The sequence below is a fragment of the Paracoccus hibiscisoli genome (assembly GCF_005048265.1).
GTDB lineage: Bacteria > Pseudomonadota > Alphaproteobacteria > Rhodobacterales > Rhodobacteraceae > Paracoccus > Paracoccus hibiscisoli.
The window spans coordinates 81,632-97,843 of sequence record NZ_SUNH01000017.1 but is presented as its reverse complement, the minus strand read 5'-3'; the positions used below and the strand labels follow the sequence as shown (position 1 = coordinate 97,843).

Here is a 16,212-nt window from a genome sequence, read left to right as displayed (position 1 = left end):
CGCAACGGCGCGCGGATCATGGCAGCGATGCTGACCCTTTTGGTCCTGGTCGGCGGGATGCTGACGGCGGGGCAGGCGGGGGCGGCCAGTTTCACGCCGCCCGCGGGCTGCACGCTGAATGTCACGGTGCAGAACCGCGGCTGTTCGGTCGGGCAGTATTACACCTGCGAGGCCGACCCCGAGGGTCATCAGCGCAGCGCGCATTTCGGGCGCGACGGGCTGTATCACCTGTCCACCATCGACGCCGAGACCCGCTGGATCGAGAGCCAGAGCATGGCCTCGGGGCTGATCGACCGGCTGGTCGAGCAGGCCGAGAGCCATGCCAGTTTCTCGCGCTTGCTGGAGACCGGGCGCGACGATTTCGATTTCTGGACCGAGACGAATGACGGCCAGCGCCTGCATCATCAGGGCCACGACGTCCTGACCGGAGAGACGGTCGAGATCGACGGCCAGCCGCTGGAGCGCACCACGTTCCAGCTGACCACCCGCAGCGCGGATGGCGAGGTTCTGATCACCCGCGAGGGCAGCCAGTATATCAGCCGCCGGTTCAACCGCTTTTACGGCGGCACCGAAACCGGCAGCGACTGGACCGGCGCGCAGACGCAGACCGACGACAGCCCCGTGCAGTTCCTCTTTCCCGGCCAGCCCGGGTTCGGAGCCACAACCCCACAATTCGACTGCGATCAATTGCTGACGCAGATCCCGCAGGAAAGGGCCGCATCATGACCATGGATTGGCAAGCCACCGAGGAAGCCCGCCGCGAGTGGATGGACAAGAACAGCCTGTACCGCCAGGAGGACGAGCATTCGTCCTGCGGCGTGGGGTTTGTCGTCGATCTGGGCGGCAAGGCCAGCCGCAAGGTCGTGCAGAACGGCATCGACGCGCTGAAGGCGATCTGGCATCGCGGCGCGGTGGATGCGGATGGCAAGACCGGCGACGGCGCGGGCATCCATGTGCAGATCCCGGTGCCGTTCTTCTATGACCAGATCCGCCGCACGGGTCACGAGCCCGATCAGGGCAAGCTGATCGCGGTCGGCCAGGTGTTCCTGCCGCGCACCAACTTTGCCGCCCAGGAGGCCTGCCGGACCATCGTGGAATCCGAGGTTCTGCGGATGGGCCATTATATCTATGGCTGGCGGCACGTGCCGGTGAACACCGGTGTCCTGGGCGAAAAGGCCAACGCCACCCGCCCCGAGATCGAGCAGATCCTGATCCGCTGCGAGAAGGACATCGATCAGGTCCGGTTCGAGCGCGAGCTGTACGTGATTCGCCGCCGGATCGAAAAGGCCGCCATCGCCGCCCAGATCGCGGGGCTGTATTTCTGTTCGCTGTCCTGCCGATCGATCATCTACAAGGGTATGATGCTGGCCGAGCAGGTGGCCGAGTTCTATCCCGACCTGAAGGATGAGCGGTTCGAGAGCGCATTCGCGATCTATCACCAGCGGTACAGCACCAACACCTTCCCGCAGTGGTGGCTGGCCCAGCCCTTCCGCATGCTGGCCCATAACGGCGAGATCAACACGCTGAAGGGCAACCTGAACTGGCTGCGCAGCCATGAGATCCGCATGGCATCCTCCGCGTTCGGCGACGCGGCCGAGGATATCAAGCCGATCGTGCCCGCCGGGTCGTCGGACAGTGCGGCGCTGGATGCGGTGTTCGAGGTTCTGGTCCGGTCGGGGCGGTCCGCGCCGATGACCAAGACGATGCTGGTCCCGGAAAGCTGGTCCAAAGCCACGACCGACATGCCCAAGGCCTGGGCCGACATGTACGCCTATTGCAACGCGGTGATGGAGCCGTGGGACGGCCCCGCGGCGCTGGCCATGACCGACGGGCGCTGGGTCTGTGGCGGTCTGGACCGCAACGGGCTGCGGCCCATGCGCTATGTCGTGACGGGGGACAATCTGCTGATCGCGGGGTCCGAGGTCGGCATGGTCCCGGTGGACGAGACCGGCGTGCGCGAAAAGGGCGCGTTGGGGCCGGGGCAGATGATCGCGGTCGATATGTGGGACGGCAAGCTGTATCACGACACCGAGATCAAGGACCGCCTGGCCGGCAGCCAGCCCTTTGGCGAGTGGATCGAGAAGGTCACCGAGCTGAACGACATCATGCGCGACCTGCCCGAGGTGGTGCGGTACCAGGGCGACGCCCTGCGCCGTCGCCAGACCGCCGCCGGGTTCACGCATGAGGATCTGGAGCATGTCCTGGCCCCCATGGCCGAGGATGCCAAGGAGGCCATCGCGTCCATGGGCGACGACACGCCGCCCGCGGTCCTGTCGAACCAGTACCGCCCGATGAGCCATTTCTTCCGCCAGAACTTCAGCCAGGTGACGAACCCGCCGATCGACAGCTTGCGCGAGACGCGGGTGATGTCGCTGAAGACGCGGTTCGGGAACCTGAAGAACGTGCTGGATGAATCCAGCGCGCAGACCGAGATCGTGGTGCTGGAAAGCCCCTTCATCGCGAATGGCGAATTCGACAAGATGGTGACCATGTTCGGCGACACGGTGACGGTCATCGACTGCACCTTTGCCGATGATGCCGGGCCGGACGCCCTGGGCGAGGGGCTGGCGCGCATCCGCGCCGAGGCCGAGGATGCCGTGCGGTCGGGCGCGGGCCATCTGGTCCTGTCGGATGACGCGCAGGGCCCAAGCCGCGTGGCAATGCCGATGATCCTGGCGACCAGCGCGGTGCACAGCTGGCTGACACGCAAGGGTCTGCGGACGTTCTGCAGCGTCAACGTGCGGTCGGCGGAATGCATCGACCCGCATTATTTCGCGGTGCTGATCGGCTGTGGCGCGACCACGGTGAACCCCTATCTGGCGCAGGATTCGATCAATGACCGGATCGAGCGCGGGTTGCTGACCGGCACGCTGGTCGAAAACATGCGCCGCTATCGCACCGCCATCGATGCGGGCCTGCTGAAGATCATGGCCAAGATGGGGATCTCGGTCCTGTCCTCCTATCGCGGCGGTCTGAACTTTGAGGCGGTGGGTCTGAGCCGTGCGATGGTCGCGGAGTATTTCCCCGGCATGCAGTCGCGGATCAGCGGCATCGGCCTGCACGGCTTGCAGGCCAAGCTGGAATGGCTGCACCAGGTGGCGTTCCACACCGAGAACGTGGACATGCTGCCGGTCGGCGGCTTCTACAAGCTGCGGCGGACGGGCGAAAAGCACGCCTGGGAAGCCAACACCATGAAGCTGTTGCAGGTGGCCTGTGAAAAGGCGTCCTATGACATCTGGAAGCAGTTCAGCGCCACGATGCGGGCGAACCCGCCGATCCACATTCGCGACCTGCTGGACATCAAGCCCTTTGGCAAGCCGGTGCCCATCGAGGAGGTCGAATCGATCACCTCGATCAGGAAGCGGTTCGTGACGCCGGGGATGTCGCTTGGGGCGCTGTCGCCCGAGGCGCATATGACGCTGAACATCGCGATGAACCGGATCGGCGCGAAGTCCGATTCGGGCGAGGGCGGAGAGGACCCGGCCCACAGCCATCCGCTGCCCAATGGCGACAACCCCTGTGCCAAGATCAAGCAGGTGGCATCGGGCCGATTCGGCGTCACCGCCGAATACCTGAACGCCTGCGAGGAGCTGGAGATCAAGGTGGCCCAGGGCGCCAAGCCCGGCGAGGGCGGCCAGCTGCCCGGCATGAAGGTCACCAAGCTGATCGCTCGGCTGCGTCATTCGACGCCGGGCGTGACGCTGATCAGCCCGCCGCCGCATCACGATATCTACTCGATCGAGGATCTGGCGCAGCTGATCTATGACCTGAAGCAGATCAACCCGCGCGCCAAGATCACCGTGAAACTGGTGGCCTCCAGCGGGGTGGGAACGATCGCGGCGGGCGTGGCCAAGGCCAAGGCCGACGTGATCCTGATTTCGGGCCACAATGGCGGCACGGGCGCGTCGCCCGCCACGTCCATCAAGTTCGCGGGCCTGCCGTGGGAGATGGGCCTGACCGAGGCGCATCAGGTTCTGGCCATGAACCGCCTGCGGGAACGCGTGACGCTGCGCACCGATGGCGGTCTGCGCACCGGCCGTGACATCGTCATGGCGGCGATGATGGGGGCCGAGGAATACGGCATCGGCACCGCCGCCCTGATCGCGATGGGCTGCATCATGGTCCGCCAGTGCCAGTCGAACACCTGCCCGGTGGGCGTCTGCACCCAGGACGAAAAGCTGCGCGCCATGTTCACCGGATCGGCGGACAAGGTGGTGAACCTGATCACCTTCTATGCCCAGGAGGTGCGCGAGATCCTGGCCAGCATCGGCGCGCGGTCGATCGATGAGATCATCGGACGTGCGGACCTGCTGACCCAGGTCAGCCGGGGTGCGGCGAACCTGGACGATCTGGACCTGAACCCGCTGCTGATCACCGTCGATGGCGCGGACAAGATCGTCTATGACCGCACCAAGCCGCGCAACGCGGTGCTGGACACGCTGGACGCCGAGATCGTCAAGGACGCCGCGCGCTTCTTTGAGGATGGCGAGAAGATGCAGCTGTCCTATGCGGTCCGGAACACGCATCGGACCATCGGCACGCGCACGTCGTCGCTGATCGTGCAGAAGTTCGGGATGCGCAACAGCTTGCAGCCCGACCACCTGACGGTGCGTCTGACGGGCAGCGCCGGGCAGTCGTTGGGCGCCTTTGCCGCGCCGGGGCTGAAGATCGAGGTGTCGGGCGATGCCAACGATTACGTGGGCAAGGGCCTGTCGGGCGGCACCATCGTGGTGCGTCCGCCGATGGCCAGCCCGCTGGTCGCGGCCGACAACACGATCATCGGCAACACGGTCCTGTATGGCGCCACGAACGGCTATCTGTTCGCGGCGGGCCGTGCCGGAGAGCGGTTCGCGGTCAGGAACAGCGGCGCATCGGTGGTGATCGAGGGCTGCGGGTCGAACGGCTGCGAATACATGACCGGCGGCGTGGCCGTGATCCTGGGTCGGATTGGCGCGAACTTTGGCGCGGGCATGACCGGGGGGATGGCCTATCTGTACGACCCCGAGGGGCTGGCGCGCGACTACATCAACCCGGAAACGCTGGTGATGTGCCCGGTCACCCAGGATCACTGGGAGGATCAGCTGAAGGGCCTGATCGAACGGCACCTCAAGGAGACAGGGTCGCGTCGCGCCGACGAGATCCTGTCGAACTGGGAGCGGGAGAAGGGCAACTTCCTGCAGGTCTGCCCCAAGGAGATGCTGCAGCACCTGACCCACCCGATCGAGGCCGTCGAGGTCCCGAGCGCGGTTCCCGCCGAGTGATCGCGGCGCGGCCCCCTTGCGGGGCCGCGTCCCGTTTTGGGGGTCAGTTCTGAATGGTGCAGGTGATCGGATCGCCCTCTGCCATGCTGTCCGTGAGGGTCGCGCTGTCGCCCTTGACCCACCATTCTCGGGCGCCCGCCGCATAGCGCGCGCCCGATGCCGCGATGACGCCGGCGAAGATGGTGGGGCCGTCGGAGAGGTCCAGCAAAGCCAGCGAATCGCGGGTGCCGTTCAGATAGGTGACCGACAGCGTGCTGCCATTGTCGCAGGCCATGGTGGCGGTGATCGCCTGCATGTCGGGGCCGAGGGGCCAGGAGAGCAGGGGCTGGGCCGTGGCGGGCATGGCGGTCAGCAGGATCAGGGCGAGGGCTGGGCGCATGGTCAGGTCCGGTGATGGGGGATGCGGCCAGAGTGGCGCGGGACGCGCGCCGGGGCAAGCGCGACGCTTGACCGCTGCGGCCTGGGCATGAGACATGCGGCCATGTTCACGCGCCGTTCGCCCCGTCCCGCCGCCGATGATGCGCCCGTGCCGCTGGCGCGGCGACGCTGGCGCGGTATGGCGCTGTTCTGGCTGCGCTATGCGGTGCTGCGGGCGGTGCTGGTGATGGTGGGATCGGTCGCGATCTATGGCTTTGTGAACCCGCCGATGACCTGGACGATGGTGGGGGTCGCGCGTCAGCAGGCGCTGGCGCCGCGCGAATGGGTGCCGCTGGCGGAGATCGCCCCGGTCATGCGCCGCGCGGTGGTCGCCGCCGAGGACGCGAATTTCTGCAGCCACTGGGGTTTCGACATGGTCGAGATCCGCAAGGTGGTCGCGTCGGGGTCGTCGCGCGGCGCGTCCACGATCACCCAGCAGACCGCCAAGAACGCCTTTCTGTGGCAGAGGCGCAGCTGGCCGCGCAAGGCCGCCGAGACGCTGCTGACGCCGCAGATCGAGGCGCTGTGGTCCAAGGCGCGCATCCTGGAGGTCTATCTGAACGTGGCCGAGTTCGGGCCCGGCATCTTTGGCGTGCATGCGGCGGCGGCGGCGCATTTCGGCACCACCCCCGACCGGCTGACCCCGGTGCAGGCCGCGCGGCTGGCCGCCGTCCTGCCCAGCCCGCGCACGCGCACGACGGCCGCGCCGTCGGCCCGGTCGCGTGCGATCCTGGACGGGGCCGAGACGATTGCCCGCGACGGGCGGGCGGCCTGCTTTGATCGGCCGCCGCGCGGTTGAAAGCCGGGGGGGCGGGGCGTATCAAGGCGGGGTTGCGAAAAACAAGAAGGTCTCGAGCAGTCCCATGAACACCAACACGCAGACCACGCGACTGTATCACACCGCCCTGTCGCCCTTTTGCCGCAAGGTGCGGCTGGTTCTGGCCGAGAAGAAGATCGAGGTCGAGCTGGTCGAGGAGCGGTACTGGGAGGGTCCGCCCGATCTGAAGCGCCGCAATCCGGCCGGCAAGCTGCCGGTGCTGCGCTGGCGCGGCAATCTGCTGGCGGAAAGCCAGGCGATCGTCGAGTATCTGGACGAGGCGGTGCCCGCGCCCGCGCTGATGCCGCAGACGCCGCTGGAGCGCCACGAGGTGCGCCGGCTGTGCACCTGGTTCGACGACAAGTTCCACAGCGAGGTGACCCAGCCGATCCTGAACGAGCGCGTCTGGAAGAAGATCACCCGCACCGGCTATCCCGACAGCCGGGTGGTCAAGGACGGGCTGCGCGCGATCAAGGAGCATATCGACTATCTGGCCCAGCTGCTGGAGACGCGGCGCTGGCTGGCGGGCAACACGCTGAGCCTGGCGGATTTCACGGCGGCCGCGCATTTTTCCTGTCTGGATTATATTTCCGACGTGGATTGGGACCGGTCCGAGGCCCTGCGCGACTGGTATGCGACGATCAAGTCCCGCCCCGCCTTCCGGTCGGTTCTGGCCGATCAGGTGCCGGGCATCCACCCTGCGGCCCATTATGCCGAGCTTGATTTCGGCTGAGGGCGGGGGGGCCAGCCCCCCATCGCCTGACGGCGATTCCCCCCGGGATATTTGGGTGAAGAAGAAGGCCGAGACCGAGGCCGAGGCCCGCGCGGTGGGCTTCGCCGCGATGGGGGTGATGCGGCCGGGCGGGGTGCCGGAGCTGGCCGGGCGGTTGGCGGATTTTGTGGGCCGGGGGCGGCACGGGCAGATGGGCTGGATGGCCGAGCGGATGGGTTGGCGCGGCGATCCCTCCGCGCTGTGGCCCGAGGCGCGGTCGGTGGTGATGCTGGCCGAGCTGTACACGCCCGAGGGCGATCCGCTGGCGGTGCTGGAGCGGCGCGACCGCGCGGCCGTCAGCGTCTATGCCCAGGGGCGCGATTATCATGATCTGGTCAAGAAGCGGCTGAAACGCCTGGGCCGCTGGCTGCTGGAGACAGCGCCCGAGCCGGGGCACCAGATCAAGGTCTTCGTCGATACCGCGCCGGTGATGGAAAAGCCGCTGGCGCAGGCCGCCGGGCTGGGCTGGCAGGGCAAGCACACCAATCTGCTGTCGCGCGATCTGGGCAGCTGGTTCTTTCTGGGCGCCATCTTCACCACCATGCCGCTGCCGCCGGATGCGCCCCAGGTCAGCCATTGCGGGTCGTGCCGGGCCTGTCTGGACGTTTGTCCGACGGGGGCCTTTCCGGCGCCCTATCAGTTGGATGCGCGGCGGTGCATCTCGTACCTGACCATCGAGCACAAGGGGCCGGTGGAGCCGGAGCTGCGGGCGCTGATGGGCAACCGGATCTATGGCTGCGACGACTGCCTGGCGGTCTGTCCGTGGAACAAGTTCGCGCAGGCCGGGTCCGAGATGCGCTATCGCGGGATCATCGACGCGCCGCCTTTGGCGGAGCTGGCGGGCCTGGACGATGCGGGGTTCCGGGCGCGGTTTTCGGGGTCGCCGATCAAGCGGATCGGGCGGGACCGTTTTGTGCGCAACGTGCTGTATGCCATCGGCAATTCGGGGGATGCGGAGCTGGCGCCGGTGGCGCGGGGCCTGGAGGGCGACGCCGATCCGGTCGTGGCCGAGGCGGCATCCTGGGCCGTGGCGCGGCTGGCGCGCTAGAGCAGGAAGTCGTCGCCGTCCAGCGACAGCCGCCCCTGCAGGCGGATCAGCATGTCGGCCTGGCGGTCGCCGTTGATATCGACCAGCACATTGGTCTGGCCGTCCACATGCTCCCACCGGACCGAGCGGGGGCCGGAATGCCCGCCCGTGCCCACATAGGACAGGTTCAGCGCGCGCAGGTCCAGCCGGTCTTCGTCGGGGGTGAAATCGGTGATCAGGTCGGATTGCCGGGGCAGGCTGTCCTGAAACGACAGAAAGCGGAACACGTCGCGGCCCGGCCCCCCGGTCATCACATCGGCCCCCGGCCCGCCCACCAGCGTGTCGGCCCCCATGCCCCCGAACAGCCGGTCGGGTCCCATGCCCCCGCGCAGCAGGTCGTTGCCCGCCCCCCCGTCCAGCGTGTCGGCGCCCTGGTTGCCGTCCAGCGTGTCATTGCCCGGCCCCCCGATCATGCGGTCATTGCCCGGCCCGCCGATCAGCAGGTCGTTGCCCAGGCCCCCGTCCAGCGTGTCGTTGCCCATGCCGCCGTTCAGCGTATCGTCGCCCTGGTTGCCGAACAGGCGGTCGTCGCCCGGCCCCCCGCGCAGGACATCGCGGCCCATGCCCCCGCGCAGGATGTCATTGCCCGGCCCGCCATCCAGGGTGTCATTGCCGCCCCCGCCGTTCAGCGTGTCATTGCCCAGGCCGCCCTGCATCAGGTTGTTGCCCCAGGCACTGCTGAGGAAATCGTTGCCCGCGCCGCCGAACATCCGGTCATGGCCCGCGCCCCCGAACAGGCGGTCATTGCCGTTGCCGCCCTCCAGCGTGTCGTTGCCGCCGCCGCCGTTCAGCACGTCGTTTCCGTCTCCGCCGAACAGCCGGTCATTGCCCCCGCCCGCCGTCAGCGTGTCATTGCCCGCCCCCCCGTCCATCACGTTCCAGCCGGCCATGGACATGATGAAATCGTCGCCATCCTCGCCGAACATGCGGTCGTTGCCGGTGCCGCCGTAGATGCGGTCATTGCCGGTGCCGCCGTAGATCTCGTCATCGCCGCCATCGCCGTGCAGCACGTCGTTGCCGTCATCGCCATACAGCGTGTCATTGTCCCCGCCGCCCCACAGCATGTCATTGCCCGCGCCCCCCGACAGCAGGTCGGCATCCTGATTGCCGAACAACTGGTCATTGCCCGCCCCGCCATAAAGACGGTCCGCCCCCAGCCCGCCCTGCAGCGTGTCGTCGCCATCATTGCCTAACAGCACGTCATTGCCCTCGTTGCCCTCCAGCAGGTCGTTGCCGTCGCCGCCCAGCAGCGTGTCGCGGCCCGGTCCCCCGATCAGGCGGTCGTTGCCGGTGCCGCCGTCCAGGTGGTCGTCGCCCGCCCCGCCCTCCAGCAGGTCGTCGCCATCCTCTCCGAACAGGCGGTCATTGCCGTCGCCGCCGATCAGCGTGTCGCGGCCCGCGCCGCCCATCAGGCTGTCATCGCCGGTGCCGCCATCCAGCAGGTCCGCGCCGGTCCCCGCGATCAGCGTGTCGTTGCCGGCCCCGCCCAGCAGGCGGTTGTTGTCCAGCATCGCCTCCAGCCAGTCGTTGCCGTCCTCACCCGACAGGGTGTCGTTGCCCGCATCGCCGAAGATGCGGTCATTGCCCGGCCCGCCATAGATCAGGTCGTCTCCGGTGCCGCCATAGAGCGTGTCGTCGCCGGTGCCGCCATAGATCAGGTCGTTGCCGTCATCGCCAAAGATCAGGTCGTTGCCCGCATCGCCGAACAGCGTGTCGCGGCCCGGGCCGCCGAACAGCTGGTCATGCCCGTCGCCGCCGCGCAGCACGTCGTCGCCCGCCTCTCCGCGCAGGGTGTCGTTGCCCCCCGCCCCCGACACGGTGTCGTTGCCCGCCCCGGCCATGATCTGTTCGGGCCGCGCGCCCCCGGTCAGGCGGTCCGCCCCGGCGGTGCCGAAGATCCATCGCGCCTCGGTCGAGGGGATGTCGTCGGGGCGCACCAGCACCGGGTCCAGTTCGGGCGGCAGGTAATGGCCGATGGGGAACATCGCGTTCGAGAAATCGGCCGCGGTCAGGCCGCGCCCGTCGCGGGTGGTGATGTCGATGATCAGGTCGCCGTTGATGATCAGGATGCCGCTGGCGGTGGGCACGAATTGCAGCTGCCAGATGCTGCGCACATTGCCCAACAGCGACAGGTCCAGCCGGTCGATGCCCGGTTCATAGTCCAGGATGCTGATGCGCCCCTTGATCCGGGTCGGCATGAAGATGTCGGCCCCCGCGCCGCCCACCAGCGTCACGGGGGCGGTGCCCGCGACCAGGATGTCGTTGCCGCCGCCGCCCTCCAGCCGGGTGGTGGTGGCGGTGGCGACCAGCATGTCGCCCCCCGTGCCGCCGCGCACCACGCCCGCCCCGGCAAAGCCCGTCGCCCCGATCGGGCCGGGGTCGAAGACCAGCTGGGTGATGCCCGTCTCGGTCGATGAGCCGACGAACAGCAGGATGCGGCCGCCGACGACGCGGGCCTCGATCTCGCTGACATCGGCCAGGGTCATGGAGGCGGTGTCGGCGATGGTGGTCAGGTGGACCAGCCGCCCATCGGGCAGCAGGGTGAAGACGCTGATGCCGTCATCGGCCCCGCCCGCAAAGGCGAAGGCGCGGCCGTTCACCACCACCGTCTCCAGCGCGGTGCCGGATTGAAAGCGGGTCGTGGCCTCGTCCAGGACGTGATCGACGGTGGTCAGGCGGCCGTCCGGGGTCAGGCGGAACACGGTCAGCGAATTGGAGCCCGCCGAGGCCATGACCACGAAGGTCCGCCCCGCGAACTGCACCACATCCACGTCCGAGGGCAGGTCATAGCCCGTGCCCCGCGCCGCGACATGGACCATGCCCGGCCCCAGTCCGCCCCCCGCATCCATCCGGTGGGTCGAGATGAAGTTGCCGTTCCCCGAGATCGCGACCAGCAGGCGCTGGCCGTCCACGGTCACGGCCAGGACCTTGTCCAGCGACGCGTCGGTCGTGCCTTCGGGCGTGGGCAGGGTCACCTGGCCCGCGCGGGTCAGCGACCCGTCCGCCCCCAGGCGATGCGTGGTCAGCGTCAGCCCGCCGCCCTGCGCGGAAAAGACCACCTGGGCCGCACCCGTGTCGATCTGGCCCAGGGCCGTCACCTGCGATCCCAGGCTGGTCCCGAACAGCGTGGCGAAGGGGGCCAGCGCGCCATTGTCCAGCCGCAGAGAGGTGGCCAGGTTCGCCGCCCCGCCCATCTGCCCCGCATGGATCAGCGTCTGGCCGCCGATGGTGATCGCGGTGATCTGGGGCGGGCCCTGATAGGCGAAACTGTCCAGCCAGGCGCGTGTGCGCAGCTGGGTGATGGGGGCAAGGGGATCGCTGATCGCATAGCTGCTGATGCCGCCGCCGACATGGTTCGCCGCGACCAGCACCAGTTGCCCGCCCGTCTCGATGATCTCGAGGTCGGTCAGTCGGGCAAGCCAGCGCTGTTGCGTGACACCAAAGGTGGTCACGTGGCGATACTCGATCATGGCGTTTCTGGGGTTGCGGCCGGGGAGGGGGCGGCGCGTCGGGGGCAACTGTTAAGATGGTCTTAAGATGCCGCGCCCGAGCACCGGGTGCCAGTTTTGCTTGATGTGCATTTTAGGCGAATATCCCCGGCCGCGGGGAACCCGGCGCCGATCCGGGCGGGGTCAGGCGGGGGGCAGCGCCAGCGGCCCGTAAAGGATCAGCCCCGGCTGGCTGGCCGGTCCCTGCTGCGCCAGCAGGCGCGCCAGACTGTCGACGGTGCCGGGCAGCAGGCGCTGGCCCGGATGGCCCACGGCCTCGGCCAGCAGGGCCGGGGTATCGGCGGGCAGGCCGTGGTCGATCAGCAGTTTCGCCATGCCCGGAAAGCTGCGCTGGCCCATGAACACCACGGTCGTGGTCAGCGGATCGGCCAGCGCCGCCCAGTTGATGTCGCCGGGCAGCTGGCCGGTGATGTCGGCGCCGGTCACGAACTGCACCCGCCGCGCCGTCAGCCGCCGGGTCAGCGGCATGCCCATCGCCGCCGCCGCCGCGCTGGCCGAGGTGACGCCGGGCACGATCTCCCAGGGGATGCCGGCGGCGGTCAGGGCGGTCAGCTCCTCCTCCAGGCGGCCAAAGATGCCGCTGTCGCCGGATTTCAGGCGCACCACGCGGCGGCCGGCCTGCGCATGGCTGACGATCAGCGCGTTCACCGCATCCTGTTTGGCCGAGGGGCGGCCCGCGCGCTTGCCCACCGCGATCAGGTCGGCCTGCGGGCCCGCATGGTCCAGCACCGGCCCGGAGGCCAGGTCGTCGAACAGCACCACATCGGCATGGCGCAGCCGCCGCGCGGCCTTGAGGGTCAACAGCTCGGGGTCGCCCGGACCGGCCGAGACCAGCGAGACGAAGCCGGGGGGAAAGTCGGTGTCGGACACGGGAGGGGGCCTTCTGGGGCGGGCGGGGTTTCAGCTATACCACCGGGGCGGGGTGTGACAATGCCGCGCGTTTCCTTTGGACGGGCAGGGCGCAATGAAACCATTTCGGCCCCCGCGCGTGATCATCGGGACAGAGAGGGAGAATGCGATGACGGTCATCTGCTGGTTCAGGCGGGTTCTGCGGCTGGACGACCACCCGGCGCTGGTCGCCGCGGCTGCGGCCGGGGCGGTCGTGCCGCTGGTGATCCTGGACCCTGCCGAGGCCCGCGACCACCCGGCCAGCGCGCAGCGTCAGGCGATGGCACTGGCGCCGCTGGACCGCGCGCTGCGCGCCCAGGGCAGCCGCCTGATCGTAAGGCGGGGCGCGCCTGACGCCGTGCTGGAGGCCGTCGCACGCGCCACGGGCGCGACCCAGGTGCATGCGACCGAGGGGTTTCCCTTTGCCTCGGATGACGGGCTGGCCGATGCGGCCCGGCGGGGGGGTGCGGTGCTGCACCTGCATCCGCTGGCCGATCTGGTGCCGCGCGGGTCGGTCAGGACCGGGTCGGGGGGCGTCTACAAGGTGTTCACCCCCTTCTGGAAGGCCGTGCGGCAGGTCGATATCGCACCGCCCCTGGCCGCGCCGCGCCTGTCCGCACCGGAGCGCTGGCCCGAAAGCGACGCCCCCGACTGGCCCGAGGCGCGGGCCGCGATGGACCGCGGCTGGGACGTCATGGCCGCGCATATCCGGGCCGGAGAGGAGGCCGCCCATGACCGGCTGGAGGAATTCCTGACCGGCGATGTCGCGGGCTACAAGGCCGATCGCGACCATCCGTGGCGCCCGGAGGCGACATCGGGGCTGTCGGACGCCTTGGCGGTCGGAGAGATCAGCGCCCGGCGCATCTGGGCGCGCTGTCGCGGCGATTTCGAACAGGGCATTCCCGGCATCGAGCCGTTCCTCTCGGAGCTGTGCTGGCGCGAATTCGCGCGCGAGCTGATGGCCGAATCGCCCGATCTGGGCCGCGCCCCCTGGCGCAAGGAATGGACCGATTTCCCCTGGCGCGCCGACAATGACGACGCCGAGGCCTGGCGGCGCGGCCGCACCGGCGTGCCCATCGTCGATGCCGGCATGCGAGAGCTGTATGCCACGGGGCGGATGCACAACCGGGTGCGGATGATCACCGGCAGCTATCTGACGAAACATCTGCTGACCGACTGGCGGGTCGGACTGGACTGGTTCGCGCGCTGTCTGACGGATTGGGACGCGGCGTCCAACGCGATGAACTGGCAATGGGTGGGGGGCTGCGGGCCGGATGCCTCGCCCTTTTTCCGCATCTTCAACCCCGAGACCCAGGCCGAGAAATTCGACGCCAAATCGCGCTATCGCGACCATTGGATGCGCCCCGACGCGCCGGGCGCACAGGATTTCGGCGCCGCCATTCCGCGGTCTTGGGATCTGGATCTGACCCGGCGCGCGATGCCGCGGATCTCGCTGCCCGAGGGGCGGGCGCGGGCGCTGACCGCCTATGAGGAGATGAAATCGTGATGCAGGCGCTGATTCTGGGGGCTTCGGGCGGGATCGGGGCGGCGATGGCCGCCCGGCTGGAGGGGCAGGGCGTGGCCGTCACCGGCCTGTCGCGGTCGCGCGACGGGCTGGATTTGACGCAGGCGGACACGGTCGCGGACCACGCCGCACGGCTGGCGGGGCACAGCTTTGATCTGATCGTGAACACCACCGGCGCGCTGGTCATCGACGGGCGCCAGCCGGAAAAATCGATGGACGCCGTCGATGCGGACGCCATGGCCGCGCAATTCGCGCTGAACGCCACGGGCGTGGCTCTGGCCATCCGCCATTTCGGGCCGCTGCTGGCGCGGGACCGGCGGGCGGTGCTGGCATCGCTGTCGGCGCGGGTGGGGTCGATCGGGGATAACGACCTGGGCGGCTGGGTCGCCTATCGCGCGGCCAAGGCGGCGCAGAACCAGATCATCCGCACGGCCTCGATCGAATATCGCCGCCGGAACCGCCAGTCGATCCTGGTGGCGCTGCATCCCGGCACGGTGGCCACGTCGCTGAGCGCGAAATACGCCAGCCGCCATCCGACCATCACCCCCGATCACAGCGCCGAGGCGCTGCTGGCGGTCATCGACCGCCTGACGCCCGAGGATAGCGGCAGCTTTTGGGACTGGAAGGGCGCGCGGGTGCCCTGGTGATCAGGTGAGCCAGGGCGTCGCCGCGCCGATGATCTGACGCCCGCCGGGTTTCACGAAGGACCCCCAGGTGCCCGCGATGCGCCCCTGCGGGTCCAGCAGGACCTTGTTGAAATTCCATTGCGGCACGAATCCGGTTTCCTGCCGCGCCCAGGCATAGAAGGGATGCACATCCCCCTTGGCCACGGGCAGGATGTCGGTCATGGGCAGGGTCATGCCGTATTGCAGCTCGCAATAGGCCTTGGCCTCGGCCCCGCTGGCCAGCTCCTGGTTGAAATCGTTGGACGGCACGGCCAGCACCACCAGCCCGCGCGGGGCATAGGCGTCGTGCAGCGCCTGCATGTCGGCCAGCTGGCCCGCGAAGCCGCACATCGAGGCGGTGTTCACCACCAGCACCGGGCGGCCCCGCCACCCTGCGGTGTCGTAATCGCCCCCGTCCACCGACGGAAAGGTAAAGCTGGGCACTGCCTGCGCGCGGGCGCGGGTCAGGCCCAGGGCGGGCAGGGCGGTGGCCAGGGACAGGAAAAGGCGGCGTTTCATAGGCTTTCTCCTTTTTGCGGGGGGTCAGGACGGTCGGCGGGTTTGGACAATGCGGGCGGCCAGGGCGGCGACAGAGAGGGCGGCGATGCCGATCACCGGCCAGTTGCCCGCGCCCCAATTGGCGGCGACGATCGCCACCAGCGCCCAGATGACCGCCGCCGGATAGGCCCATTCGCGCGGGCGCAGCGACTGGACGCCCAGGGCCAGGGCTGCCACCGCGATCAGGCACAGGATGGCGGCCATCTGCGCCGACAGCCAGCCATGCCCGCCCAGCCAGATCCCGACCGAGGCGCCCGACGCCGCCGTCAGCCAGCCCGCATAGAGGGCGATGGGCCGCCCCTCCAGCCAGCGGTCGCGGCGCCCGGCCCAGATCATCGCGACGATGGCGCTGACCAGCATCGCCAGGATCATCAGCGTGGCCAGCCCCGGCAGGCGCTGCGCCACCGGCAGCCAGGCGAAACCGATGACCAGGCTGACCAGCAGCGGCGCGCGCAGCGGCAGCCAGTCCTCATCCTCGGCGCGGCGCCAGAGGCCGAAGGCGGCGCCCGCGATCAGCCACAGATAGATCACCCCCCAGATGGAAAAGGCCCAGCCCGCCGGCTGGATCGGCGGGTTCTGCTGGGGGATCGGAAAGCGGTCGGGGTCATAGCCCGCAAAGCCCGGAAACAGCAGCGGAGAGGCCGCAAAGGCCAGCGCCGCGACAAGGACCAGGATTGCCAGGGTTCGGTTCGTCATCATGCGCCTTTGCGGGG

The 16,212-nt window shown here is 68.9% G+C and carries 12 protein-coding genes; 7 read left to right on the top strand and 5 right to left on the bottom strand.

What is annotated here, in order from left to right; all coding sequences use genetic code 11:
- Positions 1-18 precede the first annotated feature (18 nt).
- Both FA740_RS13070 and gltB read left to right on the top strand, forming a co-directional pair.
- Positions 19-726: a hypothetical protein gene (locus FA740_RS13070; RefSeq protein ID WP_136857217.1), complete on the top strand. Its 708-nt coding sequence runs from the start codon at positions 19-21 to the stop codon at positions 724-726.
- On the top strand, positions 723-5,261 hold the full coding sequence (gltB, locus tag FA740_RS13065) for a glutamate synthase large subunit (protein ID WP_136857216.1): 4,539 nt from the start codon (positions 723-725) through the stop codon (positions 5,259-5,261). The genes FA740_RS13070 and gltB overlap by 4 nt, the downstream gene beginning before the upstream one ends.
- 43 nt (positions 5,262-5,304) lie before the next feature.
- Here the strand turns inward: gltB and FA740_RS13060 are convergent, their stop codons facing one another.
- A complete protein-coding gene (locus FA740_RS13060) occupies positions 5,305-5,640 on the bottom strand; it encodes an MliC family protein (RefSeq protein WP_169306300.1) in 336 nt (111 codons plus the stop codon).
- Positions 5,641-5,742: 102 nt separating this feature from the next.
- Between FA740_RS13060 and mtgA the strand changes: the two genes are divergently transcribed.
- The 3 genes from mtgA (at position 5,743) to queG (ending at position 8,315) form a co-directional block, all read left to right on the top strand.
- Positions 5,743-6,477, top strand: a complete 735-nt coding sequence (mtgA, locus tag FA740_RS13055; protein WP_136857214.1) for a monofunctional biosynthetic peptidoglycan transglycosylase — start codon at positions 5,743-5,745, stop codon at positions 6,475-6,477.
- A gap of 64 nt (positions 6,478-6,541) precedes the next feature.
- Positions 6,542-7,228, top strand: a complete 687-nt coding sequence (gene fzlA / locus FA740_RS13050; protein ID WP_136857213.1) for an FtsZ-binding protein FzlA — start codon at positions 6,542-6,544, stop codon at positions 7,226-7,228.
- Between the two features lie 55 nt (positions 7,229-7,283).
- Complete coding sequence (gene queG / locus FA740_RS13045; protein WP_277355205.1) at positions 7,284-8,315, top strand: tRNA epoxyqueuosine(34) reductase QueG; 1,032 nt, start codon at positions 7,284-7,286, stop codon at positions 8,313-8,315.
- Here queG and FA740_RS13040 read toward each other — a convergent pair.
- Both FA740_RS13040 and cobA read right to left on the bottom strand, forming a co-directional pair.
- The gene (locus FA740_RS13040; RefSeq protein ID WP_246053622.1) at positions 8,312-11,824 is read right to left on the bottom strand and encodes a calcium-binding protein; all 3,513 of its coding nucleotides are present in this window, start codon (positions 11,822-11,824) and stop codon (positions 8,312-8,314) included. The two genes, queG and FA740_RS13040, sit on opposite strands and share 4 nt — an antisense overlap.
- A gap of 162 nt (positions 11,825-11,986) precedes the next feature.
- Positions 11,987-12,733 carry a uroporphyrinogen-III C-methyltransferase gene (gene cobA / locus FA740_RS13035; RefSeq protein ID WP_136857211.1) on the bottom strand — a complete coding sequence of 249 codons (747 nt, stop codon included), beginning with the start codon at positions 12,731-12,733 and terminating at the stop codon, positions 11,987-11,989.
- A gap of 148 nt (positions 12,734-12,881) precedes the next feature.
- Here cobA and FA740_RS13030 point away from each other — a divergent pair, with 148 nt between their 5' ends.
- Both FA740_RS13030 and FA740_RS13025 read left to right on the top strand, forming a co-directional pair.
- Positions 12,882-14,258: a cryptochrome/photolyase family protein gene (locus FA740_RS13030; RefSeq protein WP_136857210.1), complete on the top strand. Its 1,377-nt coding sequence runs from the start codon at positions 12,882-12,884 to the stop codon at positions 14,256-14,258.
- On the top strand, positions 14,258-14,923 hold the full coding sequence (locus FA740_RS13025) for an SDR family NAD(P)-dependent oxidoreductase (protein WP_136857209.1): 666 nt from the start codon (positions 14,258-14,260) through the stop codon (positions 14,921-14,923). Before FA740_RS13030 ends, FA740_RS13025 begins: the two co-directional genes overlap by 1 nt.
- Here the strand turns inward: FA740_RS13025 and FA740_RS13020 are convergent, their stop codons facing one another.
- Both FA740_RS13020 and FA740_RS13015 read right to left on the bottom strand, forming a co-directional pair.
- Positions 14,924-15,460, bottom strand: coding sequence for a glutathione peroxidase (locus FA740_RS13020; protein WP_136857208.1), 537 nt, complete (start codon positions 15,458-15,460; stop codon positions 14,924-14,926). It abuts the gene before it with no gap.
- A gap of 24 nt (positions 15,461-15,484) precedes the next feature.
- The gene (locus FA740_RS13015) at positions 15,485-16,195 is read right to left on the bottom strand and encodes a tryptophan-rich sensory protein (RefSeq protein ID WP_136857207.1); all 711 of its coding nucleotides are present in this window, start codon (positions 16,193-16,195) and stop codon (positions 15,485-15,487) included.
- Between the last annotated feature and the right edge of the window lie 17 nt (positions 16,196-16,212).